This window comes from Streptomyces hundungensis (genome assembly GCF_003627815.1).
GTDB classification, from domain to species: Bacteria; Actinomycetota; Actinomycetes; order Streptomycetales; family Streptomycetaceae; genus Streptomyces; species Streptomyces hundungensis_A.
Window position 1 is genome coordinate 5,346,538 of the sequence record NZ_CP032698.1, and the last position, 26,254, is coordinate 5,372,791.

Genomic DNA, 26,254 nt, shown 5'->3' on the forward strand with positions numbered 1-26,254 from the left:
GGGGCCGGCCTCTTCGGGGGCGGGGGGCGAGCCTCCCCCGAACGGCGTCCCTCCGGTCGCGGTCGCCACGCGCGCGCGTTGCACTACCGGCATGAGTACCGATCAGCCGCCGCCCGGTCAGCCGCCCGAGGACGACCCGTTCCTCAAGAAGCCGTCAGAGCCTCCGCGGAGCGGTTCTCCCTACGGCGGCACGCAGCCGCCCCCGGGACGGCCGCCCGGTGACTCCCCCTACGGTGCGGGCCCGCCGTCCGGCGGTGACGGCCCGTACGGCGCCCCGCCTCCGCCGTCCGGCGCGGGTGGCCCGTACGGCGCCCCGCCTCCGCGGTCCGGCGCGGGTGGCCCGTACGGCGGGCCGCCTCCCCCCGGTGGCGGTTCGCCGTACGGCAGCGCCCCGCCACCGCCCTCCGACCCCTACGGAGGTCAGTACGGCGGTGTCGACCCGCTGGCCGGGATGCCGCCGCTCGCCGACTTCGGCAAGCGGTTCCTGGCCCGTTTCATCGACTTCCTCATCATCGCGATCCCGCTCGGCCTGATCGAGTGGGCGACCAGTAACCGGGTCGTCATCTCCACCTCGGACAACGGCGACTCCGGTACCGAGGTGATCAGCAAGGCGTACTCCGGCAGCGGACTGCTCTGGCTGCTGATCACGCTCGTGGTCTACATCGGCTACGACACCCTGATGGTGTCGAAGTCCGGGCAGACGCTCGGCAAGAAGCTGTTGGGGCTGCGGGTCGCGATGCTCAACGACGGGAGCGTGCCCACCACCAACGCGGCGCTCGCCCGGGCGGCCGTGCTGTGGGCGCCGTTCGTGCTCTGCTGCTACTGCCTGTGGGACATCATCCTGGGCATCACGATCGTGACGGACAAGCCGTACCGACAGGGCTGGCACGACAAGGCCGGCAAGACGGTGGTGGTCTCAACTCCGCAGTGAGTGCTGGCGGGTCGACGCCCGCCGCTCGCGAGGGGCCGGAACGCTTCCCCACTGCCCCGACGGCGAGGCGGCGGCCCCCGCGGCGGACGTCTCGACGACGGCCGCACGGTTCACCGGTGCCGCACCCGCGGCCGGGACCGTGCGGCCGTCGGCGTTGGCGTGCGCATCGGCGCGCGTCCGGCGGGCCAGTGGCATGGGGACCGTCACGGCGACGAGCAGGCCGAGGAGGAGCGCGGCGAGGACGATGACCGCCACCCCGACGCCGGACTCGGTGCGGGAGAGCAACAGCATGGCGACGGTCGAGAAGACGACGGTGGCCGAACCGTAGGAGAGCTGTGCGGCAGTGGGACGCGGCATGGCGTTATCCGTCCTCATGGTTCGGATAGGGGGTGAGCCTCTCGACCGTTCTCAACCGGCGGCGGGCCACCGGATCGCACTGCCAAGCGACTCTACGTCGGTCCATGCCCGAGCGGAACTGTTGGTAAGCGTGACCTAACCCACGGTGCCGGTGCACAGGGGGCGCACGGAGTCATTCCCCGAAGCGACCCCGTCCGGATGTCGAGATGTGTGCACCCGATGTCCCGGTCTGTTACCACATCCGTCACGTTCGGATAGCGGAACTCCACTTCTGCATAATGTACTTGGCACGAACAAGTCAAGATCTGTCTTTTCCTTGGTAACTCCGGTCCAATGTCGTCACTTGAGACGCGTGTCGAGCACCGGAACCAGCCCCTCACCCCCCGGTTCGTGCCGGCCGCGGGGGAGGAAAACGTCAAGTGACCAGCAGCAGGAGGGCGGCCAGAGCCGCCGCCGTGCTCGTGGCCCTCGCCACGGCCGGCGCCACGGGCTCGGCATACGCCACGGCCCAGGCCGACTCGAAGGCCCCGGCGCCCGTTCAGCGCCAGGACCCGTCGAGGGCCAACGGCCAGGAGCACAACCTCAAGGGCCCGTTCAGCGACCAGCAGGCCCAGCAGCGCCAGGCGGCGCTGGAGCAGGTGATCTCCGGCAAGAAGAAGGTCGAGAAGCGCGGCGCTTCCGACGTGGTCAAGCTCAGCGACAAGAAGTACGTCGAGCTCGGCCGCGAGAAGACCGACAAGATCTTCACGATTCTGGTGGAGTTCGGCGACCAGGTCGACAACACCACGATGTACGACCCGGACGGCCCCGACGGCCCCAAGCCGCCGCAGCCGAAGTACGGGGGCACCCCCGGCCCGGCGCACAACCAGATAGCCAAGCCGGACCGTTCGAAGGACAACTCGACGGCCTGGCAGGCGGATTACAACCAGAAGCACTTCCAGGACCTGTACTTCGGTACGGGCAAGAACGTCAACTCGCTGAAGACGTACTACGAGAAGACGTCCTCGGGTCGCTACTCGGTCGACGGTCAGGTCACCGACTGGGTCAAGATCCCGTACAACGAGGCCCGTTACGGCTCCAACTACTGCGGCCAGACCAACTGCGCCAACGTGTGGGACACCGTCCGTGACGGCGTCAACGCCTGGGTCGCCGACCAGAAGGCCAAGGGCCAGACGGACGCGCAGATCAAGGCGACCCTGGGTCAGTACGACCAGTGGGACCGCAACGACTACAACAACAACGGCAACTTCAACGAGCCCGACGGCTACATCGATCACTTCCAGATCGTGCACGCCGGCGAGGACGAGTCCGCGGGCGGCGGCGCGCAGGCCACCAACGCCCTGTGGGCGCACCGCTGGTACGCCTACGGCACGGACGCGGGCAAGACCGGCCCGGCCAACAACAAGGCCGGCGGCACCCAGATCGGCGACACCGGGATGTGGGTCGGCGACTACACGATGCAGCCGGAGAACGGCGGCCTCGGCGTCTTCGCGCACGAGTACGGCCACGACCTCGGTCTGCCGGACCTCTACGACACCACCAACACCGCCGAGAACTCGGTCGGTTTCTGGTCCCTGATGTCGGCGGGCTCCTGGCTCGGCACCGGCAAGGACTCCATCGGCGACCTGCCCGGCGACATGACCGCGTGGGACAAGCTCCAGCTCGGTTGGCTCGACTACGCCTCGGTGAAGGCGGGTTCGAAGATCACCGCCAAGCTGGGCGTCTCGGAGTACAACACCAAGAACAACCAGGCGCTCGTCGTCGAGCTGCCCAAGAAGGAAGTCACCACCACCGTCGTCAAGCCCGTCGAGGGTTCGAAGCAGTGGTGGAGCGGCATGGGTGACAACCTCAACAACACCCTGACCCGCTCGGTCGACCTCACCGGCAAGTCCAAGGCGTCCCTGGACCTCTCGGGCTGGTGGGACATCGAGAAGGACTACGACTTCCTCTACACCGAGGTCTCCACGGACGACGGCGCCAGCTGGAACGCGATCGACGGCACCGCCGACGGCAAGGCCATCACGCGCGACTCCAGCGACAAGCCGGCCCTGACCGACGCCTCGGGCGCGTACAAGAAGCTCTCGTACCCGCTCGACCAGTACGCGGGCCACAAGATCCAGCTCCGCTTCCGCTACCAGACGGACGGCGGCGCGGGCGGCAAGGGCTTCACCGCCGACGCCATCAGCGTCACCGCCGACGGCACCGCGGTGGTCACCGACGGCGCCGAGGCCGGCGACAACGGCTGGGCGGCGAAGAACTTCACCCGCATCGGTGAGTCCTTCACCAACGACTACCCGCAGTACTACCTCGCGGAGAACCGCCAGTACGTCTCGTACGACACGACCCTCAAGGTCGGCCCGTACAACTTCGGCTTCTCCACGACCCGTCCGAGCTGGGTCGAGCACTACCCGTACCAGCGGGGCCTGCTCATCTGGCTCTGGGACACCTCCCAGAAGGACAACAACGTCTCGGCCCACCCGGGCCAGGGCCTGATCCTGCCGGTCGACGCGCACGCCAAGCCGCTCAAGTGGGCCGACGGCACGCTGCTCCGCAACAAGATCCAGCCGTTCGACGCGCCGTTCAGCCAGTACCGGACGGACGCCTTCACGCTGCACAAGGCGGACGTGGCGACGAAGATCAAGTCGCAGGCCGGCGTCCCGGTCTTCGACGACCACCAGGGCACGTACTGGTACGCCGAGAACCCGACGGGCAGCGTCAAGGTTCCTGACACCAAGACGCGGATCTCGATCGTCGACCAGCCGTGGAACGGTCAGACGATCACGGTGAAGGTCGGCACCTCCACCAAGTAATTGCTGAACCCGCAGGTCAAACCATGATCGGCCGTCGCCCTCTAGCGGGCGGCGGCCGATCGTGTTTAGGTGCGTCCTACGAGTCCTTATTGACAGTGGGGTCGGCGCGGCACCGGTCGCGGGGCCCGACACAGCGTCTTGCAGGGGGAGTGGTCCGGCATGCCCGGCGGAGGTTATTGCAAGTTGCCAGGCGGCAGCGTGGTCGTCGCCCTCACGCTGCCGAACCCGGCCGCGCCCGGCAGTGACGTGCGCGTCCTGGTGCACGCCGTCAACCGCGCCCGAGCCCTGACCAGGCTCCGCAACCTCGGGTTGCGCGCGGTCTATCTGCGCGGCCAGACCGAGCCGCCGACGCTGGACGAGATCACCGCCGTCCTGCACCACCCCGACGGCCTGCTGTGGCGCACGGCCCCGGAGACCACCGAGGAGCTCTGGCACCCGATACGGGCGCTGCTGCGCTAGCGGCGCCCCGCCCGTGGCGCGCGGCCCCGGCTAGACCACGGGCTTGCCCGACAGGCCGACGCCCGCCGTCCGCATCTCCTCAAGCGCCAGCGAGGTGGTGCGCTCGGCGACCCCGGCCGTGAGGTCGAGCAGGACGGTGGTGACGAAACCGGCCCGCACCGCGTCCAGGGCGGTGGCCCGCACACAGTGGTCGGTGGCGATGCCCACCACGTCGACCTCGGCCACCTGCCGCGCCCGCAGCCACTCCGCCAGCGCGACCCCGTTCTCGTCGAACCCCTCGAAGCCGCTGTACGCGGCCGCGTGGGCGCCCTTGTCGAAGACGGCGTCGACGGCCCCGCAGGCCACCGCGGGAGCGAAGTTGGGGTGGAAGCCCACGCCCTCGGTGCCGGCCACGCAGTGCGGCGGCCAGGAGTGCTCGAAGTCGGGCGTGGCCGAGAAGTGCGTACCGGGGTCGATGTGGTGGTCGCGGGTGGCCACCACATGGCGGTAGGCGGACCCGGCCGCCTGGCCCACGAGGTCGGTGATCGCGGCGGCGACGTCCGCACCGCCCGCGACCGCGAGGGAGCCGCCCTCACAGAAGTCGTTCTGGACGTCCACGACGATCAAGGCGCGGTGCATGTCGGCTGTCCTTCGGTCTACGGGCCCGGGACCGGGCTGTTCCTTGAGCGTAGAGACTTCGTCCGGCGCACGGCAGGGGGCAAACGGGGGCGGAAATCCCACCGCCGGCCTCAGACGTACTCGGTCGGGATGACCGGCTCGCCGCGCGAGAGCTGGCCCGCGGACATCGGCAGCGCGGCCAGCGCGTCGATGTGCCGCGCGCGGGCGGCGTCCAGCGGCTCGCGGGCCACCACCGTGCCGCCCTTGACCAGCTCCACCAAAAGCTGGCGCTCGACGAGCTCGGCCGGCACCGCGCCGGTGCCGATGACCTCGGCCTCGGCGATGCCGTACGCGTCCGAGCGGCGCGCGGCCCACTTGCGGCCGCCCACCGAGGACTTCGCGCCCAGCGACTTCTTGGCGACCGAGATCAGGGGCGCCTTCGGGTCGGCGGACTGCGCGCGGGCGACCAGCTTGTAGACCATGGAGCAGGTCGGGTGCCCGGAACCCGTGACGAGCTGGGTGCCCACCCCGTAGGCGTCCACCGGGGCCGCGGCCAGCGAGGCGATGGCGTACTCGTCGAGGTCGGAGGTGACCACGATCTTGGTGGCGGTCGCGCCGAGGTCGTCCAGCTGCTGGCGCACCCGGTGGGCCACCAGGAGCAGGTCGCCGGAGTCGATGCGGACCGCGCCGAGCTCGGGCCCGGCGATCTCCACGGCGGTGCGCACCGCCTCGGCCACGTCGTACGTGTCGACCAGCAGGGTCGTGCCGCGGCCCAGCGAGTCGACCTGGGCCCGGAAGGCGTCCCGCTCGCTGTCGTGGAGCAGGGTGAAGGCGTGCGCGCTGGTGCCGACGGTGGGGATGCCGTAGCGGAAGCCGGCCGCCAGGTCCGAGGTGGAGCTGAAGCCGCCGACGTAGGCGGCGCGCGAGGAGGCGACCGCGGACAGCTCGTGCGTGCGGCGCGCGCCCATCTCGATCAGCGGGCGCCCGCCGGCCGCCGTCGACATCCGGGAGGCGGCGGCCGCGATCGCGGAGTCGTGGTTGAGGATCGAGAGGATCACGGTCTCCAGGAGCACGCACTCGGCGAAGGACCCCTCGACGCGCAGGATCGGCGAGCCCGGGAAGTAGACCTCGCCCTCGGGGTAGCCCCAGATGTCGCCGCTGAAGCGGTAGGAGGAGAGCCAGCGCAGGGTCGGCTCGTCCACGATGGAGTGGTCGTGCAGGAACCCGAGCACGCCCGCGTCGAAGCGGAAGTTCTCGACCGCGTCCAGGACGCGCCCGATGCCGCCGACCACGCCGTAGCGGCGGCCCTCGGGCAGGCGGCGGGTGAAGGCCTCGAAGACCGAGCGCCGCCCGGCCGTGCCGGCCTTGAGGGCGGCCTGGACCATCGTGAACTCGTACTGGTCGGTGAAGAGCGCGGTCGACGGCACGTCCACCGGCAGCCCAAGGTCCGCAGCATTCACAGCGAGCTACCTCGCACTTTCGTCCGGGCCGGGCGCACGCCGGCCGGGGATCGGGGCACCGGCCCCGGGAGCGGGGGCCTGTGGGGGATGCTACCCCGAATACTCGTCACTTTGACGATTTCTAGGGGCCCGTTTGTGCGATGACCCGCCGCGGGTGGCAGCATGGAGGCCGTGGCTGTGATTCCCGGGGGCCACCCCCCGGACCCCCGGCAGTGAAAGACAGGTCGCCCAGAGCCGTGAGTGTCGCCCCCGTAGAGATCGAACGCCCCGAGTCGGCGGAGTCGAGCCGGCCCGTCGCCGAACCCGATGTGCCCTGGGTGACGCTCGTGCACAACGACCCGGTCAATTTGATGAGTTACGTGCAGTACGTCTTCCAGTCCTACTTCGGCTACTCGAAGGACAAGGCCCACAAGCTGATGCTCGACGTGCACCACAAGGGACGGGCCGTGGTCTCCAGCGGCAGCCGCGAAGAGATGGAACGCGATGTGCAGGCGATGCACGGCTACGGCCTGTGGGCGACGCTGACGCAGGACCGCGGCTGATGGCCGGCCACTTCGAGCCGCTGCCCGGCGGCGGCGCGGCCGTCGCGCTCGACGAGGTCGAGATCGCCATCCTGCGCTCGCTCGCCGTCCAGCTCCTCGAACTCATCGGGCCGGGCCGGGCGCCGGCCGAGGACGAGGACCCGCTGGCCGCCCTGTTCGCCGAGGGACCGAGCGAGCCGCCCGCCGACCCGGCACTCGCCCGCCTCTTCCCCGAGGCGTACGCGAGCGAGGAAAGTGATGAACTGCGCGCCAAATCGGCCGAGTTCAGGCGCTTCACCGAGAACGACCTGCGCGCGCGCAAGCGCGACGACGCCCTCGCGGTCGTGCACGGCCTCGACGCGCTGAGTCCGCGGGGCGACGGCGGAGCCGTCCTGAAGCTGGCCGCCGACGACTCGCGGCACTGGCTGGGCGCGCTCAACGACCTGCGTCTGACCATCGCCACCCGCCTCGACATCACCGACGAGGACGAGAGCGGCGAGCTCTACCGGCTGCCGGACGACGACCCGCGCAAGCCGATGGTGATGGCCTATCTGTGGCTCGGTGTGCTCCAGGAAACACTCATCGACACGCTCATGTCCTGAGCGATCGACCGTCTCGGGGCCGTTCGCTCAGCGAACGCTCAAATCCGTATAACGATCGTGTCACCACATCGACCTGCTTTGTCATGTTGAAGGACCTTTGTCCGCTTCTTCCTGTGGTCCCTGCCACAGACCCCGCTGGGGATCACCCGTAAGGCCGTGATAAATCTTCACGACCACCCGGGGTACGCCACCCATGTTCCCGGGGGCGCTTCGACCGGCAGACCGCCGGTGGCACTCCATCCACATCCGGGGGGATCAGGACCTGATCCGTCGCTTCGTGACCGAGGCGGACGGGTCAGCATGGAGAAAGGCGCACCACCATGACCTCAGCGCAGGTCGACCAGCACGACGAGCGTCCTGCCGGCAATGAGGCCGCGGCGACCGCCCAGGCTCCGGGCGAAGGCTCGGGCGAGGGATACCAGCGGGGCCTCGGGGCCCGGCAGATCCAGATGATCGCGATCGGCGGTGCCATCGGCACCGGCCTCTTCCTCGGCGCGGGCAAGGCCATCTCCAAGGCCGGCCCCAGCCTCATCCTGGCTTACGCCATCGCGGGCCTGGTGATCTTCTTCATCATGCGGGCGCTCGGCGAGCTGCTCATGTACCGCCCGGTGTCGGGCTCCTTCTCGGAGTACGCCCGCGAGTTCGTCGGCCCGTTTTGGGGCTTCGTGACCGGCTGGACGTACTGGCTCTTCTGGGTCGTCACCGGCATCACCGAAGTCACCGCGGCCGCCCAGTACATGTCCTTCTGGACCCACGGCAGCATCCCGCAATGGGCCTACGCGCTGATCTTCACGCTCATCCTGTACGCCGTGAACCTCATCTCCGTGAAGCTCTTCGGTGAGCTGGAGTTCTGGTTCTCCATGGTCAAGGTGACCGCCATCGTCGGCATGATCCTGATCTGCGCCGGCATCCTGACCGTCGGCTTCTCGGACGCCGCGGACACCGCCACCGTCGCCAACCTCTGGAACGACGGCGGGTTCTTCCCCAAGGGCATCGGCGGCACGCTGATGACGCTCCAGATCGTCATGTTCGCCTTCCTCGCCGTCGAGCTGGTCGGTGTGACCGCGGGCGAGTCCAAGGACCCCGAGAAGACCCTGCCCAAGGCCATCAACACCGTGCCGTGGCGCATCGCCGTCTTCTACATCGGCGCCCTGATCATGATCCTCTCGGTCGTCCCGTGGCACGAGTTCCAGCCGGGCGTGAGCCCCTTCGTCGCGGCCTTCCAGAAGATGGGCCTCGGCATCGGCGCGGGCATCGTCAACTTCGTCGTGCTGACCGCCGCGCTGTCCTCCTGCAACTCGGGCATGTACTCCACCGGCCGCATGCTGCGCGACCTCGCGCTCAACGGCCAGGGCCCGAAGGTCTTCACCAAGCTGACCAAGAGCGGCACCCCGCTGGTGGGCACCACGGTCTCGGCCGCCCTCATGCTGGTCGGCGTCTGGATCAACTACGTCGCGCCGGGCAAGGCGTTCGACTACGTCGTCTCCTTCGCCACCATCTCCGGCATGTGGGCCTGGATCATGATCCTGGTCTGCCAGATCCGCTACCGCGCCAAGGCCGACCGCGGCGAACTCCCGCAGTCCACCTTCCGCGCCCCCGGCGCCCCGTGGACCAGCTGGTTCGCGCTGCTCTTCATCGGCATGGTCATCGTGATGATGGGCATCGACAAGGACTCCCGCGTCTCGCTGTACTGCGCGCCACTGTGGGCCCTGATCCTGGGCGTCTCCTACCTGGTCCTCAAGGCCAAGAACCCCGAGAACAAGGCGTTCGCGAAGCGCAGCTAGCGCGCTGACCTGCAAGTTCTCACCATGCGGGCCGTCTCGTATCGACACTCGATACGCGGCGGCCCGCATGCTTATCCTTGCCGACATGCTGACCCTCACCCAGGCCCTGTACGACCAGCTCGTCGCGCACGCCCGCGCCGACCACCCCGACGAGGCGTGCGGTGTGGTCGCCGGCCCCGCGGGCACCGGCCGCGCCGAGCGCTTCGTCCCCATGCTGAACGCGGCCCGCTCGCCCACGTTCTACGAGTTCGACTCGCAGGACCTGCTGAAGCTGTACCGCGAGATGGACGACCGCGACGAGGAGCCGGTGATCGTCTACCACTCCCACACGGCCACCGAGGCCTACCCCTCGCGCACCGACGTGACGTACGCGAACGAGCCGGGCGCGCACTACGTCCTGGTGTCGACGGCGGACACGGACGGCGCGGGGGAGTTCCAGTTCCGCTCGTACCGCATCGTGGACGGCGTGATCACGGAGGAAGACGTCCAGGTCGTCGAGGCATACTGATCATGACGTTGTGGGCGGCAGGACCCAGGAAGCCGGTGTGAATCCGGCACGGTCCCGCCACTGTGACCGGCCCCGAGGACGAGCCCCGGCGCCGGAAGCCAGGAACTGACCTGCCGCCTTCTCCCGACGACAGGGGACGTGGAAATCCCCTCGGAGGAGCTCAGCCATGCCCTGGCGCCGCGCGGCACTCGCCGCCGCCCTGCTGTTCCCGCTCGCCGCGTGCACCACCCCGGCGCAGCCCGAGGCCAAGGGCGCCCCCGCGCCCGGCTTCCCCTACACGGTCACCAACTGCGGGGTGACCACCACCTACACCGCGCCCCCCGAGCGGGTCGTCACGATGAACCAGCACGCCACGGAGGTCATGCTGGAGCTGGGCCTCGCCAAGTCCCTCGTCGGCACCGCCTACTTGGACGACAGGATCGCCCCGAAGTACGCGGCGGACTACCGCTCGGTGCCGGTCCTCGCGGACGCCTACCCCTCCTACGAGAAGCTCCTGTCGGCCAACCCCGACCATGTGTACGGCGGTTACGCCTCGGCGTTCGCCGCCAACGAGGGCCGCGCGCGCGAAACCCTCGCCAAGAGCGGCATCACCTCCCGCCTCAACGTGGAGAACTGCCCCAAGGGCGCGGCGACGACCATGGACGACGTGTACCAGGAGGTCCGCGAGGTGGGCCGCACCTTCGGCGTACCCGACCGCGCGGAGGCCTGGATACGGTCCGCCGAGGCGACCAACGCCCGCACCCGGGCGGCGCGCGAGGGCGCCGCACCGCGCCCCGTGTTCGTCTACGACAGCGGCGACAAGACCGCGTTCACGGTGGGCGGCAAGGGCATCGGCAACGACATCGTGACGCGCGCGGGCGGTCGCAACGTCTTCGCGGACGACCTCAAGGAGAAGTCCTTCGGCGACGCCAGTTGGGAGAACGTCGTCGCCCGCGCCCCCGAGACCATCCTGATCCTGGACTACGGCGGCACCGGCGTGGACGCCAAGAAGAAGCGCCTGCGCGACGACCCCGCCCTCGCCTCCGTCCCCGCCATCAAGAACAACAGCTTCGCCGTGCTGCCGCTGTCCGACATGGTGACCGGCGTCCGAGCACCGGACGCGGTGGCGAAACTCGCCTCGCAACTGCGGACGGGCCAGGGCCGGTGACCGGGACCCGGCGCCCGGGCGGGGCAGCGCCAGCGAGCGAGGCCCGGCAGCCGGGCGCGGCAGGGCCGGTGACCGGGCTCCGACGCCCGGGCGGGGCAGAGCCAGCGAGCGGGCCCCGACAGCCTGGCGCGCCAGGGCCGGTGACCGGGACCCGGCCGGGCTCCCGTCTGCGCTACCCCGCGCTGCTCGGCGGCCTCGTCCTCGTCCTGCTGGCGGCAGCCCTCGCCGGGCTCGCGCTCGGCTCGGTGCGGATCCCCGCCGGCCAGGTGCTGGACATCGTCACCGGCGCCGCCGAACCCGGCCCGTACCGGGCCATCGTGCTCGACGTACGGCTGCCCCGCGTCGTGCTCGGCGCCGTCACCGGGGCCGGGCTCGCCGTCATCGGCACCGTCCTCCAGGCCCTCGTGCGCAACCCGCTGGCCGACCCCTTCCTGCTCGGCGTCTCCAGCGGAGCCTCCGCGGGAGCCGTCGCCGTCATCGTCCTCGGGGTCGGCGCGGGGGCGGCCACCACCGTCGCCCTGCCCGCCGCCGCCTTCGCGGGAGCGCTCACCGCGCTGGTCCTCGTGTACGCCCTGGCCCGGCGCGCCGGGTCCCTGACGGGCGGCCGCCTGGTCCTCGCCGGAGTCGCCGTCTCCTACGTCCTGTCCGCGCTCACCAGCCTGATCCTGGTCACCTCCGCCCGCGCCGAACACGTACAGGAAGTCCTGCACTGGACGCTCGGCGGCCTCGGTGGCGCCCGCTGGGACATGCTCGCCCTGCCCGCCGCCGCCCTCACCCTCGGCACCCTCGTCCTGATCACCCTGGCCCGCCCGCTGGACCTGCTGCTCGTCGGCGAGGAGGGCGCCACCGTGCTCGGCCTGGACACCGGCCGCTTCCGCGCCGCCGTCTTCGTCCTCGCCTCCCTGCTCACCGGCGTCCTCGTCGCCTACAGCGGGGCGATCGGCTTCGTCGGCCTGATGGTGCCGCACGCCGCCCGCATGGTGGTCGGCGCCGCCCACCGCACCCTGCTGCCCGTCGCGGCGCTCGGCGGCGCCGCCTTCCTCGTCCTCGCCGACCTCGCGGCCCGCACCGTCGCCGCCCCCCAGGACATCCCCGTCGGCGTGCTCACCGCGCTCACCGGCGGGCCCTTCTTCCTCTGGATGCTGCGCGGCCGAGGCGCCCGCGCGGAAGGCGGCCCCGCATGACGACCCTGCGCACCCAGTCGCTCTCGTACACCACGCCCCAAGGCCGCGAACTGCTCCACGACATCACCCTGAGCGTCGCCGCCGGCGAGACCGTCGGCCTGGTCGGCCCCAACGGCAGCGGCAAGACCACCCTGCTGCGCTGCGTCTACGCCACCCTGCGCCCCACCACCGGCCGCGTCCTGCTCGACGGCGCCGACCTGCACGCCATGCCGGTCAGGGCCCGCGCCCGCCGCATCGCCACCGTCCCCCAGGACACCGACGCCGCGGCCATCGAGCTGAGCGTCACCGAGGTCGTCGCCATGGGCCGCTCCCCGCACCACCGCTTCTGGGAGGCCGACACCGCCGCCGACGCCACCCTCGTACGCGAGGCGCTCGCCCGCGTCGGCATCGCCGACCTCGCGGCCCGCCCCTTCCCGTCGCTGTCCGGCGGCGAACGCCGGCGCGCCCTGGTCGCCCGGGCCCTGGTGCAGCAGCCGGACGTCGTCGTCCTGGACGAGCCCACCAACCACCTCGACATCCGCTACCAGCTCGAAGTCCTGTCCCTGGTACGGGAGTTGGGGACGGCCAACCTGCTCGCCCTGCACGACCTCAACCTCGCCGCGTACTTCTGCGACCGCATCTGCGTCCTCGCCGGCGGGCGGATCGTCGCCGAAGGACCGCCCGCCGACGTCCTCACCAAGGAGCTCCTCGGCTCCGTCTACGGGGTGGACGCCGAGGTGGGCATCCACCCCGCCACCGGCGCACCCACCGTCGTCTACCTGCCGCCGACCCGGGCGGTGACCACATCCTGAGCAAGATCAGTCCAGGATTCGAGATCACATTCCTGGAAGCGGACCGGGAATCTATACGATGACCCCATGGTTTCGAACGACGTGAGCGACAAGACGCCGAGCAGCGGCCCCGCCCTGCTGCTCGTGGCGCGGCTGCACGTCGACCTGTGCCGCCTCGCCAGCGCGATCTGTACGGCCCGCGCCGCCGCCCTCTGACGCCGCGCACCCCCGCACCAACGCACCACCGCACGCCGTTGGGCGTGCGGCGCGCGGACCCGAGCCCGAGCCGCGCCCACCTGCCTCTCCCTTTCGATCAGGAGCCCACGCCATGGCCATCGAGGTCCGCATCCCGACCATCCTCCGCACCTACACCGACGGCGCCAAGGCCGTCGAGGGCAGCGGAGCCACCCTCGCCGACCTGCTGAACGACCTCGACGCCCGCCACACCGGCATCCGCGAGCGCATCGTGGACGGCGACAACCTGCGCCGCTTCGTGAACGTGTACCTCAACGACGAGGACGTCCGCTTCCTCGACGGCATCGACACCAAGCTCTCCGACGGCGACAACGTCACGATCCTGCCCGCGGTCGCAGGCGGATCCGTCTGACATGCGCTACGACTCCCCGCTCGCCGCGGTCGGCAACACCCCCCTGGTCCGCCTCCCACGCCTGTCCCCCTCGGACGACGTACGGATCTGGGCCAAGCTGGAGGACCGCAACCCGACCGGCTCCATCAAGGACCGGCCGGCCCTCCACATGGTCGAACAGGCCGAGAAGGACGGCCGGTTGACACCCGGCTGCACCATCTTGGAGCCCACCAGCGGCAACACCGGCATCTCCCTCGCGATGGCGGCCAAGCTCAAGGGCTACCGCATCGTGTGCGTGATGCCGGAGAACACCTCCCAGGAGCGCCGCGACCTGCTCACGATGTGGGGCGCCGAGATCGTGCCGTCCCCGGCGGCCGGCGGCTCCAACACGGCGGTGCGGGTCGCCAAGGAACTGGCCGAGCGCAACCCCTCCTGGGTGATGCTCTACCAGTACGGAAACCCGGACAACGCCGGCGCCCACTACGCCACCACCGGCCCCGAGATCCTCGCCGACCTGCCCTCCGTCACCCACTTCGTCGCGGGCCTCGGCACCACCGGAACGCTGATGGGCGTCGGACGCTATCTGCGCGAGAACGTCCCCGGCATCCAGATCGTCGCCGCCGAACCCCGCTACGACGACCTCGTCTACGGGCTGCGCAACCTCGACGAGGGCTTCGTGCCCGAGCTGTACGACGCCTCGGTGCTCACCACCCGCTTCTCGGTGGGCTCGGCCGACGCGGTGACCCGCACCCGCGAGCTGCTCCAGCAGGAGGGCATCTTCGCGGGCGTCTCCACCGGCGCCGCGCTGCACGCGGCCATCGGCGTCGGAAAGAAGGCCGTCAAGGCGGGCACCCCCGCCGACATCGTCTTCGTCGTCGCCGACGGCGGCTGGAAGTACCTCTCGACCGGCGTCTACACCGCCCCCACCACCGAGGCCGCCATCGAGACCCTGCACGGCCAACTGTGGGCCTGAACCACCGCCCGGCCCCCTGACCCGGCCCGCACGACAGCACGGCGAAGGGGACCGGGCCCGCTCACCCGCCAGGTGAACCGGGCCCGCTCACCCCGCCAGATGGCGGACCTGGTCCCACAGCGTCGGATCCACCACGCCCACCCGCCGGCGGAACGCCCACACACCGACCTCGCGCAGCTCGTCGGTCTCCAGGAAGCTGGGCCGCCCGTGCGCGTCGGCCACCGTGCCCGGCGGCAGCGGAATCACCCCGGCCCGCTCGTCGTGGTACTTGCTGGTGATCTTCGCGACCTTCACCGTGTCCCCCCGCACCCGCAGCACCAGACACGGACGGTCCTTGCCGCCAGGAACATCCTCGTAGGGCACCAGCGCCCACCAGATCTCCCCGGCCCTCGGCACCCGGCCGGGAGCACGCCCGGGACCGGCCGGCGGGCGCGTTCGCCCACCCGGCCCGCGCCGCGCACGCCCGCGCCCGTCCATGAGGGCCGCGACCAGCGCGAGCGCCACCACGGCCCCCAGCGCCGGCCACCACGACGTGTCCATATCCCAGACGGTACCGGCGCACCACCCCCCGCGCGCGCTCCATGCCAACACCATCCGAACCGGTGACAGCGCAGGTGAGTTCCCCCACAACGGCCCGCTCCAAAGGAGCGAGGGGCCTTGACGCGCCTTACGCTCGACCCACCGCAGCCCTCCCGCGGCCCCCGCCCGCCCCCCTCAACGACAGGCTTCGCCTGGCCCCGCTCGCTTTCCGGAGGTTCACGCTCCATGAAGCTCACCGTCGTCGGCTGCTCCGGGTCGTTCCCCTCCGCGGAATCGGCCTGTTCCAGCTACCTCGTCGAAGCAGACGGCTTCCGGCTGCTCCTCGACATGGGCAACGGAGCCCTCGGTGAGCTGCAACGCCACATCGGCCTGTACGACCTCGACGCGATCTTCCTGTCCCACCTCCACGCCGACCACTGCATCGACATGTGCGGCTACTTCGTCGCCCGCTACTACCGCCACGAGGGCGGCCGCTGCGCCCCCATGCCGGTGTACGCGCCGGAGGGCGCCGAGCAGCGCCTCACCACCGCCTACGCGGACACGCCCTCCGCGTCCTCGATGAGCGAGGTCTTCGACTTCCACACCCTGAAGCCGGGCGCCTTCGACATCGGCCCCTTCTCGGTGCGTACGGAACGGGTGTGCCACCCCGTCGAGGCGTACGCCATCCGCGTCGAGCACGCCGGTCGCGCCCTCACGTACTCCGGGGACACCGGGCCCTGCGCCGCCCTGGACGAACTCGCCGCGGGCGCCGACCTGTTCCTGTGCGAGGCGTCCTTCACCCACGGCAAGGAAGACATCCCGGCGCTGCACCTCAACGGCCGCGAGGCCGGCGAACACGCGGCGCGCGCCGGAGCGGGCCGTCTGGTCCTCACCCACATCCCGCCGTGGACGGACGCCGAGGCCAACCTGGCGGACGCCCGCGCGGTCTACTCCGGCCCCACGGAACTGGCCGCGCCGGGCGCGGTGTACGAGCTCTGACCTCGCGCCACCTCTCCTGGCACGCGCGAAGGCCCCCGGAACCGTTGGGGACACTGTTGGTTAATTCGGGGGTTCGCGTGACGTCGGCCTTCAAGACCCGGTTGTGGTCTTGAAGGCCGACGTTGTTGTGTGGGGTGGATGTCGATGTCGATGCAGCCGATGGAGTCGGGGGAGATTCCGGCAGAAACGGTGCGGGTGGCGTGGGCCGCGTTCCCGAAGGGGAGTTTGGCGATCCGGGTCCGGGACGAGCTGGGGCCGCTGTTTCGTGACGAGGAGTTCGCGGATCTGTTCCCTGCGCGGGGGAAGCCCGCCTGGTCACCAGGCCGGTTGGCGCTCGTGCTGGTGTTGCAGTTCGTGGAGGGACTCACCGACCGGCAGGCAGCGGAGGCGGTGAGGGCGCGGATCGACTTCAAGTACGCGCTCGCGCTGGAACTGAGCGATCCTGGGTTCGACTTCTCGGTACTGTCGGAGTTCCGGGACCGCCTGGTGAAAGCGGAGGCCGGGCGGCGGGTACTGGATAGCATCCTGGCCGCGGCCGGGGAAAGCGGGCTGCTGAAGACCGCCGGCCGGGCACGGACCGACTCCACCCATGTGCAGTCCGCGGCCCGTCAGCTGTGCTGGCTGGAGCAGGTCGCCGAGACCCTGCGGGCGGCGCTCAACGAGATTGCCCAGGCCGCCCCCGACTGGCTGCTGACCGTGGCGGAACCGGACTGGTTCAAGCACTACGCCACCAGGGCCGAGGACTCCCGTTTCCCCAAGTCCCGCGCCAAACGAGACGAGCTGGGCCTGCGAATCGGGCGGGACGGGACACGACTGCTCGAAGCCGTCTTCTCACCCGGGGCACCCGGAGAACCGCGCGCGCTGGAGCAGGTGGAAACCCTGCGCCAGGTCTGGGTCCAGCACTTCCAGCAGGTGGAGGGCGAGGTGAGGCGGCGGGACCCAAAAGACCGGCCGCCGGGCGCGACACGCCTGGTCACGCCCTATGACACCGAAGCACGCGGCAGCGTCAAACGCGACACCATGTGGGACGGATACAAGGTCCACCTCACCGAGACCTGCGAGCCGGACATCCCGAACCTGATCACGAACGTGGCCACCACCGTGGCGACGGTTCCCGACATCTCGATGACCGATATCGTGCACGCCCAGTTCGCCCAGGACGGGCGCCTGCCCGGCGAGCATCTGGTCGACGCCGGATACGTCGACGCACATCTGCTCGTGCAGGCCCGCCGCGAGTACGGCATCACGCTCACCGGGCCGGTCGCTGGCGTCGTCAGCCACCAGACCACCGCGAACAGCGGCTTCACCGGCGACGACTTCACCATCGACTGGGACCACGAGCAGGTCACCTGCCCCGGCGGGGAGACCACCACCCGCTGGAATCCCGACCGCTCGCCCGAAGGCACCCCCGTGATCCGGGTCCGTTTCAACGGCGGCCAGTGCCGTCCCTGCCCGGTCCGTGAGCAGTGCACCACCTCCAGCGCCGGCCGCCGCCTGACCCTGCGGCCCCGCGAAGAACACCAAGCGCTCCGCCAGGCCCGCGCCGAGCAGGACACCGACACCTGGAAGGACCGCTACAAGACCCGCGCCGGAGTCGAGGGCACCATCTCCCAGGCCGTCCAGCGCTGCGGCCTGCGCAGATCCCGCTACCGCGGCCTCGCGAAAACCAGCCTCCAGCACCAGCTCACCGGCGCCGCGATCAACCTCGCCCGCATCGACGCCCACCTCACCGACACACCCCGGGCCCGCACCCGCACCAGCTACTTCGCAGCACTTCGCCCCGCCGAGCTCATGCTCGGCGGGGCGAAGTAGGACCAACCCCCGAATTAACCAACAGCGTCCCGTTGGGTTCCGGGGGCCTTCGTCTGGCTGCGGCGAGGCTTACGCCTTCGTCAGGTCCTCGATCTCCTCCTCGGGCTCACGGCCCGGGGTGGGGATGTTGAACTTGGTGATCGCGAAGCGGAAGACCACGTAGTAGATCGCCGCGAAGACCAGACCGATCGGGATGATCATCCAGGGGTCGGTGGCGAACTTCCAGTTGAGCACGTAGTCGATCGCACCGGCCGAGAAGGTGAAGCCGTGGTGCACGCCGAGCGCCCAGGTGACGGCCATCGAGACGGCGGTCAGGACCGCGTGGATCACGTAGAGGACCGGCGCGATGAACATGAACGCGAACTCGATCGGCTCGGTGATGCCGGTGACGAACGAGGTCAGCGCGAGGGACATCATCATGCCGCCGACGACCTTGCGGCGCTCGGGACGGGCGCAGTGCGTGATGGCGAGGGCCACGGCGGGCAGCGCGAACATCATGATCGGGAAGAAGCCCGTCATGAACTGGCCGGCCGTCGGGTCGCCGTGCATGAAGCGCTGGACGTCACCGTGCCAGGTGGCGCCGGAGGAGTCGGTGTAGGTGCCGATCTCCTGCCAGGCGACCGTGTTCACGAACTGGTGCATACCGACCGGCAGCAGGGCGCGGTTGACCACGCCGAAGATGCCGGCGCCGACGGCGCCCAGACCGGTCATCCACTCGCCGAACGAGGTGATGGCGTCGCCGATGGGGCCCCAGATCAGGCCGAACAGCACACCCATGGCGGTGCCGATGAAGGCCATCAGGATCGGGACGAGGCGGCGGCCGTTGAAGAAGCCGAGCCAGTCCACCAGCTTGGTGCGGTGGTAGCGCTGCCACACCACGGCCGATATCAGGCCCATGATGATGCCGCCGAGGACCTTCGGGTCGTTGTACGTCGCCGCGACGTCCACGCCCTTGTTGGCGGTCGTGTTGACGACGGCGTCGGTCACCGGGAACGCGGTCAGCACGTTCTTGTAGACCAGGAAGCCGACCAGGGCCGCCAGAGCGGTGGAGCCGTCGGCCTTCTTCGCGAAGCCGATCGCGACACCGATGCAGAACAGCAGCGGCATGTTGCTGAAGACCGCGTCACCGGCGGTCGCGAAGACCTTGGCGACCGTGCCCCACTGGAGGCCGTCCTTGCCGAACACGTCGTCCTGGCCGAGGCGGAGCAGAATGCCCGCCGCCGGCAGCACCGCGATCGGCAGCTGCAAGCTGCGGCCGACCTTTTGCAGACCCTGGAACAGGCCGGATCCCCGCTTCTTCGCGGGCGCCGCCGCAGCGGTGGCCGTACTCATCAACATCCTCCAGTAGGCAAGGCGCCGCCCGGGGACATGGGAAACTACGGGGGGACGGCGGCGTCTCAGGGGAACGCGGTCAAGCCCGCGTGGTCTACACCAATGAGTGGTGTAGACCAGTTGTAGCACGGTGAGGGATAGATAAGGAACCTTCGTTTTTTGTGGTCTGAGCCATATCCGGCAATCACCGCGACACGGACCGCCGCCGTGACCAATTCGTTGTCCGCGCAAGGCCTTCGGGACATGCCGAAGGCCCCCGGACCACAGGGTCCGAGGGCCTCCAAAACACCCGCGCCGACTACGCCTTGACGTTCTCCTTCTCCAACTCGTCCTCCTCCGGCTCCCGCCCCGGAGTCGGCAGGTTGAACTTGGTGATCGCGAAACGGAACACCACGTAATACACGACGGCGAAACACAGCCCCACCGGAATGATCAGCCAGGGTTTCGTCGCGAGGTTCCAGTTGATGACGTAGTCGATCAGGCCCGCCGAGAAACTGAAGCCGTCCTTGATGCCGAGCCCCCAGCTCACCGCCATCGAAACGCCCGTGAGCAACGCGTGGATCACGTACAGCAGGGGCGCGATGAAGACGAAGGAGTACTCGATCGGCTCGGTGATACCCGTGACGAACGAGGTCAGGCCCACGGACAGCATCATGCCGCCGACCTCCTTGCGGCGGTGCGGCCGCGCGCAGTGCGCGATCGCCAGGGCGGCGGCCGGCAGCGCGAACATCATGATCGGGAAGAAACCGGTCTGGAACTGACCGGCCGTCGGGTCACCCGCGAGGAACCTCGGGATGTCGCCGTGCACGATCGTCCCGTCCGCCTTGGTGAAGTCGCCGAACTGGAACCAGATGAAGGTGTTCAGGAACTGGTGCAGACCGATCACGAGGAGCGCACGGTTGGCCACACCGAAGATGCCGGACCCGCCCGCACCGAGATCCACGAGCCATTTGCTGAAGCTGGTCAGCGCGTCACCGACCGGCGGCCACACCCACAGGCACAGCACGGAGAACACGATCGCGATCCCGGCCATGATGATCGGCACCAGCCGGCGCCCGTTGAAGAAGCCCAGCCAGTCCACGAGCTTCGTGCGGTGGAACCGCTGCCAGAAGTACGCGGTCAGCAGCCCCATCACGATGCCGCCGAACACCCCCGGATTCTGGTACGTGGCGAGCACCGCCGAGCCGTCCTTGGCGATACAGGCGCCGGCCAGGAACTTCGCCCCCGCGGCGCAGTCCTTGGGGAACTGAAGGAGCACCCCGTAGTAGACGAGGAAACCCGCCACCGCCGCCAGCGCGGTCGAGCCGTCCGACTTCTTCGCCATGCCGATCGCGACGCCCACACAGAACAGCAGGGGCAGCCCCAGTGAACCATCGAGCAGCGCGCCGCCCGCGCCCTTGAACACTTTGGCGACGTCGTCCCAGCCGAGCCCGGTCTTGCCGAACACGTCGTCCTGGCCGAGCCGGTTGAGGATGCCCGCCGCAGGCAGCACGGCGATCGGCAGCTGGAGGCTGCGGCCCATCTTCTGCAAGCCCTGGAACAGCCCGTTCCACCACTTGGGCTGGGGCACTGCGGCCGCGCTGCTGGCACTCATCGGCAACCTCCAGGCCTGCGGAACAAGCCGGTTCGGGCGGTCGTTGCACACTGGTGTAGACCAGTTGCGGTATCGTCCGGAGCGGGCCCCTGGCACGACACGGCTCCGGTGCTCGCCATCCTTGGCCAGGCACCTTGCGCCCGCGCGCATAGCTGGGCCAAACGTGGGTTACCGTGACAAAGCGGACCTACCGTGGGCCGACACAGCGTTCTTCAAGAACCAGGAGAGACACATGGCCAGCAAGGCTGAGAAGATCGTCGCCGGCCTCGGCGGTATCGAGAACATCGAGGAAGTCGAAGGCTGCATCACGCGCCTGCGCACCGAAGTGATCGACCCGAGCAAGGTCGACGAAGCCGCCCTCAAGGCCGCCGGCGCCCACGGCGTCGTCAAGATGGGCACCGCCATCCAGGTCGTCATCGGCACCGACGCGGACCCCATCGCCGCGGACATCGAAGACATGATGTGAGTCGCTGAACCCACACCGCCGAGGCCGGCCCCCCGGGGCCGGCCTTTCGCGTACCCGGGCCGCGCGTCCGGAGTCGGGGGCGCCGGGAAGCTCCGTACGCGGGGAGCCCGCCCGCACGGCGGGAGCCCGCGCCTGCCCGCCGCGAGCTCGCCCGCATACCGGGAGCCCGCCAGCCGAGACCCTCCGGCACGCAGGGAGTCTGGAACCCGGGCCCCGCACCCGGCCCCGCACCCGGCCCCCCCGTACCCGGCCCCGGCTCCGCACCCGGCCCCGGCCCGTACGCGGAGCCGCCGCCCACCGGGAGCCCTCGTATACCCGGAGACGGGGGAACCCGCCCCCACCCCATCGCCTAGGCTCAAGGGCATGTCTCGAATCGACGGCCGCACCCCCGAACAGCTCCGCCCGGTCACCATCGAACGCGGATGGAGCAAGCACGCCGAGGGCTCCGTCCTCATCTCCTTCGGCGACACCAAAGTCTTCTGCACCGCCTCCGTCACCGAAGGCGTCCCCCGCTGGCGCAAGGGCAGCGGCGAAGGCTGGGTCACCGCCGAATACTCGATGCTGCCCCGCTCCACCAACACCCGCGGCGACCGCGAATCCGTCCGCGGCAAGATCGGCGGCCGCACCCACGAGATCTCCCGCCTCATCGGCCGGTCCCTGCGCGCCGTCATCGACTACAAGGCACTCGGCGAGAACACCATCGTCCTGGACTGCGACGTCCTCCAGGCCGACGGCGGCACCCGCACCGCCGCCATCACCGGCGCCTACGTCGCCCTCGCCGACGCCATCACCTGGGCCCAGGGCAAGAAGCTCGTCAAGCACGGCCGCAAGCCCCTCACCGGCACCGTCTCCGCCGTCTCCGTCGGCATCGTCGACGGCGCCCCCCTCCTCGACCTCTGCTACGAGGAAGACGTCCGCGCCGACACCGACATGAACGTCGTCTGCACCGGCGACGGCCGCTTCGTCGAGGTCCAGGGCACCGCCGAGGCCGAGCCCTTCGACCGCAAGGAACTGAACGCCCTCCTCGACCTCGCCACCGGAGGCTGCGCCGACCTCGCCGCCCTCCAACTCCGCGCCCTGGCCGCGGTCTCCGGCGAGCAGCCCGCACCATAAAGAGGCAACCAGGGGGAACCTCCCCGCGTCACCACGAGTACGGGCGTACGGGCCAACCGTGCGCCCGTCCGTCCTTCCGGAACCCGTTCCGGAACACCCGGGGGAGGACCCGACCGATGCGCCGAACCATGCTCGCCCTCGCCACCGCGGCCCTGGCCGTCACCGTCACCGCGGGCTGCGGAGCCATCGACAAGGCCATCGACTGCGTCAACACCGCGGACGCCATCGGCAGCAGCGTCAGCAACCTCGGCAAGGCCGTGAACAACGCCACCGACAACCCGGCCCAGGCCGACCAGGCCCTCGACGACATCGACAAAGAACTGTCGTCCCTCAAGAACAAGACCGACAACGCCGACCTCTCCAAAGCCGTCGGCGACCTCGACAAGGCCGTCGACAACGTCCGCACCGCCATCAAGAACGGCGACAACACCCCCGACATCAGCGGCGTCACCGACGCGGCCAAGGAAGTCGGCAAGGTCTGCACGCCCTGAGACACCGGCCCGCGCCCACCCCCCGATACTGGGGGGCATGACCCGCCTGATCCTCGCCACCCGCAACGCCGGCAAAGTCACCGAACTCCACGCCATCCTCGCCGCGGCCGGCCTCCCCCACGAACTCGTGGGCGCCGACGCCTACCCCGAGATCCCCGACGTCAAGGAAACCGGCGTCACCTTCGCCGAGAACGCCCTCCTCAAAGCACACGCCCTCGCCCAGGCCACCGGCCTGCCCGCCGTCGCCGACGACTCCGGCCTCTGCGTCGACGTCCTGGGCGGCGCCCCCGGCATCTTCTCCGCACGCTGGTCCGGCACCCACGGCGACGACCAGGCCAACCTGAACCTTTTGCTGGCCCAACTCGCCGACATCGCCGACGAACACCGCGCCGCCCACTTCGCCTGCGCCGCCGCCCTCGCCCTGCCCGACGGCACGGAACGCGTCGTCGAAGGCCGCCTCCTGGGCACCCTGCGCCACGCCCCCGCCGGCACGGGCGGCTTCGGCTACGACCCGATCCTCCAGCCGAACGGCGAGACCCGCACGTGCGCGGAGCTGACGGCAGACGAGAAGAACGCGATCAGCCACCGCGGGCAGGCGTTTCGAGCGCTGGTGCCGGTGGTGCGGGAACTGGTGGGGTGAGTCCCTGGAAACGAAACGGCCTGCGCATCGATCCCTCAATGCGCAGGCCGTTCGCTGTGCGGCGGAAGGGATTCGAACCCTCAAGCCGTTTCACGGGCCACAGATCCTAAGTCTGCTGTGTCGCCATTGCACCACCGCCGCCAGACGCCAGCCATGGTACCGGGGGAGGCGCCGGTCGGTGGATGGGGCCGGTGTCGGATCAGGCGCTGCGGCGTCCTCCTCGGCACCAGGTGCTGGTGATCGCGTGGCAGTTGGGACAGAGGAGCCGGAGATTCTCAGCCCGGTCGTCGCTCCAGTCACCGTTGATGTGGTCGACCTCCAGCGTCATGGGCCTGCCCAGCCACTCGGGTCCCGTGCCGCAGCCCGCGCACACCTCCGGCACACCTATGGCGCGCAGCGCCCGACGGAGGGCCGCCGCCTGGCTGCGCCGACCCCGGTCGTGTTTCACGAGGACGTCTTCGGCGGCCTTCACAAGGGCTGGGCCGGGCTTGCCGCGCTGGTGGGCCTGTCCCAGGAAGTGCGAGGTGTCCACCTGCTCCTCGGTGATCCACTGCCGCAGCAGAGCTCGTTGCCGCGTGTTGTCCGGGCGACCCAGCCGTCGGAGGGTGGCGGCGATGGTGGTCGAGTCGCGCACTGCCTGCCGCAGTTCCCCTTCCGCGGGCCGAGGCAGCCTGCCGCTCGGTCTGAAATGCGAGATGTCGATGCCGAAGTGCTCGAAGCGCCGCCTCAGGTAGCGGGCGAGGTACCCATAGGGTTTGGTGCCGAAGAAGGCGATGACCTCGTCGATGTCTCCGCAAGATCGGGCTGCTTCGGCAAGCCGCTCGCGCGTGTATCCCGATGGCGCGCTCAAGGTGCGTTCACCTGCCTGCCCTTGCCGCGACCACGGTAAGTGTCCGTAGTGGAGTGGCAGTTGGGGCAGAGCAGCCGGAGATTTTCCGCGCGGTTGTCGCGCCAGTTGCCGTCGATGTGGTCCACCTCGAGCGGTAGCGCGTGCCCCTGCCAGACGGCCCCGATGCCGCACAACGCACAGCACTCCGTGATGCCGAGCTCCAGGAGTGCCCGCTTGAGGCGGGTGCTGGGCGTCCGTCGAGCGTGCGCGGAGAGGTCCACCCGCAGGATGTCTTCGGGGGTCCGGCGACGACGGTTGTTCCGCATCTTCTCGGTGCGCGCCGGGGGCCCGAAATGAGCTGTGTCTATGCCGTACGCCTTGATGCGCCTGCTGATGTTCGTGTGATGACCGCCGACCACTTCGAGCCCCAGTCGGCGCAGCACCTCACACACGCTCGCCGAAGCCGCGACCACCGGCTCAAGAACCTCCCGTGTCCAGCGGGCACCCTCGCGTTCGAAGTGCGCGGTGTCTATGCCCAGCTTCCGCATCCGTTCGCGTATGTACCTCCGTGACCCACTCCTCGGGTCCACGCCCAGCCTGGTCAGCGCCTCCGACAAGGTGCGGGAGGAGGCGGCCGCGTCGGCCAGCCTCTCCCGGGTGTACGCGCTCGTGCCCACGTTCCCCTCCGTCCCGGCCACACGTTCGCAGCCCCGTACGGAGTAACGAACCGCATTCCGGACGGTCACCCCCGAAATGCGGAACGACCCGGGCCGCTTGCGGGCGGGCAGGGTCGTTCCGAAAAGGGGACGGGGGCGGGGTCAGATGCCCAGGTCCTTGATGATCTTGGCTACATGGCCCGTCGCCTTGACGTTGTACAGGGCCCGCTCCACCTTCCCCGCCTCGTCCACGACCACCGTCGAGCGGATGACCCCCGTCACCGTCTTGCCGTACAGCTTCTTCTCGCCGTACGCCCCGTACGCCTCCAGGACCTCCTTGGAGGGGTCGCCCACCAGCGTGACCTTCAGGGACTCCTGCTCGCGGAACTTCGCGAGCTTCTCCGGCTTGTCGGGGGAGACGCCGACGACGTCGTACCCGGCGGCCGCCAGCAGCTCCAGGTTGTCCGTGAAGTCGCAGGCCTGCTTGGTGCAGCCGGGGGTGAGGGCGGCGGGGTAGAAGTACACGATGACCTTGCGGCCCCGGTACGCGTCGAGCGAGACCTCGTTGCCGTCGGCGTCGGGCAGGGTGAAGGCGGGGGCGGTGTCGCCGGGCTGAAGTCGCTCGCTCATGGGGTTTTCTCCAAGTGGCCGAGGGGGTGGCGTACACCGACAGAGCCTAATGGGGGCCTGTGACAGTGCATGAGCGGCGGAACTGACAGACTGTGGATGACGGATGACCCCATACGACCACCGGAGGCGGCGCAGTGTCGGATGCCAGGACCCCTGCGCAGATCGAGGCGGACATCAGGAGCCGGCGGGACCAGCTCGCGGTGACCCTCGACGAGATCGGGGTGCGGCTGCACCCGTCCACGATCGTCGGCGACGCGAAGGCCAGGTTCGCCTCGGCCGTGGACCACACGGCCGGGCGCGCGTACGTCGCGGTGAACCGCGCGGTGAGCGATGTGAAGGCGCAGTTCGTGTCCGAGGAGGGGGCGCCCCGGGTGGAGCGGATCCTGCCGGTCGCGCTCGTCGCGGTCGGCCTGGTGGGGCTGCTCGCGCTGTCGGCGAGGAAGCGTCGGGCCTGACCCTTCGGCGTACGGCGGTCGCGGGTGCG

29 protein-coding genes, 1 tRNA gene and 1 riboswitch are annotated in these 26,254 nt (G+C 69.9%); of the genes, 20 read left to right on the plus strand and 10 right to left on the minus strand.

Annotation, left to right across the window (positions count from 1 at the left end; all coding sequences use genetic code 11):
• The first annotated feature begins 91 nt into the window (after positions 1 to 91).
• Entirely contained in the window at positions 92 to 931 is an 840-nt protein-coding gene (locus DWB77_RS23685) for an RDD family protein (RefSeq protein WP_120723157.1), read from the plus strand.
• Here DWB77_RS23685 and DWB77_RS23690 read toward each other — a convergent pair.
• Positions 917 to 1,288 (minus strand): hypothetical protein, encoded by a 372-nt coding sequence (locus DWB77_RS23690; protein ID WP_120723158.1) that lies wholly within the window; start codon positions 1,286 to 1,288, stop codon positions 917 to 919. The genes DWB77_RS23685 and DWB77_RS23690 overlap by 15 nt on opposite strands.
• A gap of 419 nt (positions 1,289 to 1,707) precedes the next feature.
• Here DWB77_RS23690 and DWB77_RS23695 point away from each other — a divergent pair, with 419 nt between their 5' ends.
• Together DWB77_RS23695 and DWB77_RS23700 are read left to right on the plus strand one after the other, a co-directional pair.
• The gene (locus DWB77_RS23695) at positions 1,708 to 4,098 is read left to right on the plus strand and encodes an immune inhibitor A domain-containing protein (protein WP_162952600.1); all 2,391 of its coding nucleotides are present in this window, start codon (positions 1,708 to 1,710) and stop codon (positions 4,096 to 4,098) included.
• Positions 4,099 to 4,257: 159 nt separating this feature from the next.
• On the plus strand, positions 4,258 to 4,557 hold the full coding sequence (locus tag DWB77_RS23700; RefSeq protein ID WP_120723159.1) for a hypothetical protein: 300 nt from the start codon (positions 4,258 to 4,260) through the stop codon (positions 4,555 to 4,557).
• Positions 4,558 to 4,587: 30 nt separating this feature from the next.
• On the opposite strand, the gene DWB77_RS23705 is transcribed toward DWB77_RS23700, so the two are convergent.
• Positions 4,588 to 5,175 (minus strand): isochorismatase family protein, encoded by a 588-nt coding sequence (locus DWB77_RS23705; RefSeq protein WP_120723160.1) that lies wholly within the window; start codon positions 5,173 to 5,175, stop codon positions 4,588 to 4,590.
• Between the two features lie 110 nt (positions 5,176 to 5,285).
• Positions 5,286 to 6,614, minus strand: coding sequence for a nicotinate phosphoribosyltransferase (locus tag DWB77_RS23710; RefSeq protein WP_120723161.1), 1,329 nt, complete (start codon positions 6,612 to 6,614; stop codon positions 5,286 to 5,288).
• Between the two features lie 236 nt (positions 6,615 to 6,850).
• Here DWB77_RS23710 and clpS point away from each other — a divergent pair, with 236 nt between their 5' ends.
• The 10 genes from clpS (at position 6,851) to DWB77_RS23755 (ending at position 14,689) form a co-directional block, all read left to right on the plus strand.
• Entirely contained in the window at positions 6,851 to 7,156 is a 306-nt protein-coding gene (clpS, locus tag DWB77_RS23715; protein WP_053729472.1) for an ATP-dependent Clp protease adapter ClpS, read from the plus strand.
• Positions 7,156 to 7,737: a DUF2017 domain-containing protein gene (locus DWB77_RS23720; protein ID WP_120723162.1), complete on the plus strand. Its 582-nt coding sequence runs from the start codon at positions 7,156 to 7,158 to the stop codon at positions 7,735 to 7,737. Before clpS ends, DWB77_RS23720 begins: the two co-directional genes overlap by 1 nt.
• Before the next feature lie 320 nt (positions 7,738 to 8,057).
• Positions 8,058 to 9,521 (plus strand): amino acid permease, encoded by a 1,464-nt coding sequence (locus DWB77_RS23725; protein WP_120723163.1) that lies wholly within the window; start codon positions 8,058 to 8,060, stop codon positions 9,519 to 9,521.
• Between the two features lie 85 nt (positions 9,522 to 9,606).
• Positions 9,607 to 10,029, plus strand: coding sequence for a Mov34/MPN/PAD-1 family protein (locus tag DWB77_RS23730; RefSeq protein WP_120723164.1), 423 nt, complete (start codon positions 9,607 to 9,609; stop codon positions 10,027 to 10,029).
• A 2-nt stretch (positions 10,030 to 10,031) separates the two neighbouring features.
• Positions 10,032 to 10,157: riboswitch (cobalamin riboswitch) on the plus strand.
• 38 nt (positions 10,158 to 10,195) lie between these two features.
• Positions 10,196 to 11,176: an ABC transporter substrate-binding protein gene (locus DWB77_RS23735; RefSeq protein WP_120723165.1), complete on the plus strand. Its 981-nt coding sequence runs from the start codon at positions 10,196 to 10,198 to the stop codon at positions 11,174 to 11,176.
• 140 nt (positions 11,177 to 11,316) lie between these two features.
• Positions 11,317 to 12,360: a FecCD family ABC transporter permease gene (locus DWB77_RS23740; protein WP_120723166.1), complete on the plus strand. Its 1,044-nt coding sequence runs from the start codon at positions 11,317 to 11,319 to the stop codon at positions 12,358 to 12,360.
• Positions 12,357 to 13,151: an ABC transporter ATP-binding protein gene (locus DWB77_RS23745; RefSeq protein WP_120723167.1), complete on the plus strand. Its 795-nt coding sequence runs from the start codon at positions 12,357 to 12,359 to the stop codon at positions 13,149 to 13,151. Before DWB77_RS23740 ends, DWB77_RS23745 begins: the two co-directional genes overlap by 4 nt.
• 66 nt (positions 13,152 to 13,217) lie before the next feature.
• Entirely contained in the window at positions 13,218 to 13,346 is a 129-nt protein-coding gene (locus DWB77_RS39320; RefSeq protein WP_261710360.1) for a putative leader peptide, read from the plus strand.
• Positions 13,347 to 13,458: 112 nt separating this feature from the next.
• Entirely contained in the window at positions 13,459 to 13,737 is a 279-nt protein-coding gene (locus tag DWB77_RS23750) for a MoaD family protein (protein WP_120723168.1), read from the plus strand.
• A gap of 1 nt (position 13,738) precedes the next feature.
• Positions 13,739 to 14,689 (plus strand): PLP-dependent cysteine synthase family protein, encoded by a 951-nt coding sequence (locus tag DWB77_RS23755; protein WP_120723169.1) that lies wholly within the window; start codon positions 13,739 to 13,741, stop codon positions 14,687 to 14,689.
• Between the two features lie 87 nt (positions 14,690 to 14,776).
• Here the strand turns inward: DWB77_RS23755 and DWB77_RS23760 are convergent, their stop codons facing one another.
• A complete protein-coding gene (locus DWB77_RS23760; RefSeq protein WP_120723170.1) occupies positions 14,777 to 15,229 on the minus strand; it encodes a type II toxin-antitoxin system PemK/MazF family toxin in 453 nt (150 codons plus the stop codon).
• A gap of 225 nt (positions 15,230 to 15,454) precedes the next feature.
• On the opposite strand from DWB77_RS23760, the gene DWB77_RS23765 reads away from it, so the two are divergent.
• Together DWB77_RS23765 and DWB77_RS23770 are read left to right on the plus strand one after the other, a co-directional pair.
• Positions 15,455 to 16,207: an MBL fold metallo-hydrolase gene (locus DWB77_RS23765; protein ID WP_120723171.1), complete on the plus strand. Its 753-nt coding sequence runs from the start codon at positions 15,455 to 15,457 to the stop codon at positions 16,205 to 16,207.
• Between the two features lie 144 nt (positions 16,208 to 16,351).
• The gene (locus DWB77_RS23770) at positions 16,352 to 18,019 is read left to right on the plus strand and encodes an IS1182 family transposase (protein ID WP_120728030.1); all 1,668 of its coding nucleotides are present in this window, start codon (positions 16,352 to 16,354) and stop codon (positions 18,017 to 18,019) included.
• Between the two features lie 69 nt (positions 18,020 to 18,088).
• Here the strand turns inward: DWB77_RS23770 and DWB77_RS23775 are convergent, their stop codons facing one another.
• Positions 18,089 to 19,351, minus strand: coding sequence for a PTS transporter subunit EIIC (locus tag DWB77_RS23775; RefSeq protein ID WP_120723172.1), 1,263 nt, complete (start codon positions 19,349 to 19,351; stop codon positions 18,089 to 18,091).
• Between the two features lie 298 nt (positions 19,352 to 19,649).
• On the minus strand, positions 19,650 to 20,945 hold the full coding sequence (locus DWB77_RS23780; protein ID WP_120723173.1) for a PTS transporter subunit EIIC: 1,296 nt from the start codon (positions 20,943 to 20,945) through the stop codon (positions 19,650 to 19,652).
• 232 nt (positions 20,946 to 21,177) lie between these two features.
• Here DWB77_RS23780 and DWB77_RS23785 point away from each other — a divergent pair, with 232 nt between their 5' ends.
• From DWB77_RS23785 to rdgB, 4 genes are all read left to right on the plus strand, one after another.
• Positions 21,178 to 21,411 (plus strand): glucose PTS transporter subunit EIIB, encoded by a 234-nt coding sequence (locus DWB77_RS23785; RefSeq protein ID WP_018517946.1) that lies wholly within the window; start codon positions 21,178 to 21,180, stop codon positions 21,409 to 21,411.
• A 363-nt stretch (positions 21,412 to 21,774) separates the two neighbouring features.
• The gene (gene rph, locus DWB77_RS23790) at positions 21,775 to 22,524 is read left to right on the plus strand and encodes a ribonuclease PH (RefSeq protein WP_120723174.1); all 750 of its coding nucleotides are present in this window, start codon (positions 21,775 to 21,777) and stop codon (positions 22,522 to 22,524) included.
• A gap of 116 nt (positions 22,525 to 22,640) precedes the next feature.
• On the plus strand, positions 22,641 to 23,015 hold the full coding sequence (locus DWB77_RS23795; RefSeq protein WP_120723175.1) for a hypothetical protein: 375 nt from the start codon (positions 22,641 to 22,643) through the stop codon (positions 23,013 to 23,015).
• A 37-nt stretch (positions 23,016 to 23,052) separates the two neighbouring features.
• A complete protein-coding gene (rdgB, locus tag DWB77_RS23800) occupies positions 23,053 to 23,655 on the plus strand; it encodes an RdgB/HAM1 family non-canonical purine NTP pyrophosphatase (RefSeq protein WP_120723176.1) in 603 nt (200 codons plus the stop codon).
• 57 nt (positions 23,656 to 23,712) lie between these two features.
• Here rdgB and DWB77_RS23805 read toward each other — a convergent pair.
• The 4 genes from DWB77_RS23805 to bcp form a co-directional block, all read right to left on the minus strand.
• Positions 23,713 to 23,796 (minus strand) — tRNA-Leu (locus tag DWB77_RS23805).
• Positions 23,797 to 23,854: 58 nt separating this feature from the next.
• Positions 23,855 to 24,505: an HNH endonuclease gene (locus DWB77_RS23810; protein ID WP_120723177.1), complete on the minus strand. Its 651-nt coding sequence runs from the start codon at positions 24,503 to 24,505 to the stop codon at positions 23,855 to 23,857.
• Complete coding sequence (locus DWB77_RS23815) at positions 24,502 to 25,161, minus strand: HNH endonuclease signature motif containing protein (protein WP_120728159.1); 660 nt, start codon at positions 25,159 to 25,161, stop codon at positions 24,502 to 24,504. The genes DWB77_RS23810 and DWB77_RS23815 overlap by 4 nt, the downstream gene beginning before the upstream one ends.
• 141 nt (positions 25,162 to 25,302) lie before the next feature.
• The gene (bcp, locus tag DWB77_RS23820; RefSeq protein WP_120723178.1) at positions 25,303 to 25,770 is read right to left on the minus strand and encodes a thioredoxin-dependent thiol peroxidase; all 468 of its coding nucleotides are present in this window, start codon (positions 25,768 to 25,770) and stop codon (positions 25,303 to 25,305) included.
• 134 nt (positions 25,771 to 25,904) lie between these two features.
• Here bcp and DWB77_RS23825 point away from each other — a divergent pair, with 134 nt between their 5' ends.
• Positions 25,905 to 26,225, plus strand: coding sequence for a DUF3618 domain-containing protein (locus DWB77_RS23825; RefSeq protein WP_120723179.1), 321 nt, complete (start codon positions 25,905 to 25,907; stop codon positions 26,223 to 26,225).
• The last annotated feature ends 29 nt before the right edge of the window (positions 26,226 to 26,254 follow it).

Bases quoted from the DNA above. Each gene is read 5' to 3' on its own strand.
- bcp (WP_120723178.1), bottom strand. From the start codon at position 25,770: ATGAGCGAGCGACTTCAGCCCGGCGACACCGCCCCCGCCTTCACCCTG.
- DWB77_RS23755 (WP_120723169.1), top strand. From the start codon at position 13,739: ATGCGCTACGACTCCCCGCTCGCCGCGGTCGGCAACACCCCCCTGGTC.
- DWB77_RS23765 (WP_120723171.1), top strand. From the start codon at position 15,455: ATGAAGCTCACCGTCGTCGGCTGCTCCGGGTCGTTCCCCTCCGCGGAA.
- rph (WP_120723174.1), top strand. From the start codon at position 21,775: ATGTCTCGAATCGACGGCCGCACCCCCGAACAGCTCCGCCCGGTCACC.
- DWB77_RS23770 (WP_120728030.1), top strand. From the start codon at position 16,352: ATGTCGATGCAGCCGATGGAGTCGGGGGAGATTCCGGCAGAAACGGTG.
- DWB77_RS23705 (WP_120723160.1), bottom strand. From the start codon at position 5,175: ATGCACCGCGCCTTGATCGTCGTGGACGTCCAGAACGACTTCTGTGAG.
- DWB77_RS23735 (WP_120723165.1), top strand. From the start codon at position 10,196: ATGCCCTGGCGCCGCGCGGCACTCGCCGCCGCCCTGCTGTTCCCGCTC.
- DWB77_RS23795 (WP_120723175.1), top strand. From the start codon at position 22,641: ATGCGCCGAACCATGCTCGCCCTCGCCACCGCGGCCCTGGCCGTCACC.
- DWB77_RS23690 (WP_120723158.1), bottom strand. From the start codon at position 1,288: ATGCCGCGTCCCACTGCCGCACAGCTCTCCTACGGTTCGGCCACCGTC.
- DWB77_RS23720 (WP_120723162.1), top strand. From the start codon at position 7,156: ATGGCCGGCCACTTCGAGCCGCTGCCCGGCGGCGGCGCGGCCGTCGCG.
- DWB77_RS23730 (WP_120723164.1), top strand. From the start codon at position 9,607: ATGCTGACCCTCACCCAGGCCCTGTACGACCAGCTCGTCGCGCACGCC.
- DWB77_RS23785 (WP_018517946.1), top strand. From the start codon at position 21,178: ATGGCCAGCAAGGCTGAGAAGATCGTCGCCGGCCTCGGCGGTATCGAG.
- DWB77_RS23750 (WP_120723168.1), top strand. From the start codon at position 13,459: ATGGCCATCGAGGTCCGCATCCCGACCATCCTCCGCACCTACACCGAC.
- DWB77_RS23685 (WP_120723157.1), top strand. From the start codon at position 92: ATGAGTACCGATCAGCCGCCGCCCGGTCAGCCGCCCGAGGACGACCCG.
- DWB77_RS23780 (WP_120723173.1), bottom strand. From the start codon at position 20,945: ATGAGTGCCAGCAGCGCGGCCGCAGTGCCCCAGCCCAAGTGGTGGAAC.
- DWB77_RS23725 (WP_120723163.1), top strand. From the start codon at position 8,058: ATGACCTCAGCGCAGGTCGACCAGCACGACGAGCGTCCTGCCGGCAAT.
- DWB77_RS23700 (WP_120723159.1), top strand. From the start codon at position 4,258: ATGCCCGGCGGAGGTTATTGCAAGTTGCCAGGCGGCAGCGTGGTCGTC.
- DWB77_RS23760 (WP_120723170.1), bottom strand. From the start codon at position 15,229: ATGGACACGTCGTGGTGGCCGGCGCTGGGGGCCGTGGTGGCGCTCGCG.
- DWB77_RS39320 (WP_261710360.1), top strand. From the start codon at position 13,218: ATGGTTTCGAACGACGTGAGCGACAAGACGCCGAGCAGCGGCCCCGCC.
- DWB77_RS23745 (WP_120723167.1), top strand. From the start codon at position 12,357: ATGACGACCCTGCGCACCCAGTCGCTCTCGTACACCACGCCCCAAGGC.
- rdgB (WP_120723176.1), top strand. From the start codon at position 23,053: ATGACCCGCCTGATCCTCGCCACCCGCAACGCCGGCAAAGTCACCGAA.
- DWB77_RS23775 (WP_120723172.1), bottom strand. From the start codon at position 19,351: ATGAGTACGGCCACCGCTGCGGCGGCGCCCGCGAAGAAGCGGGGATCC.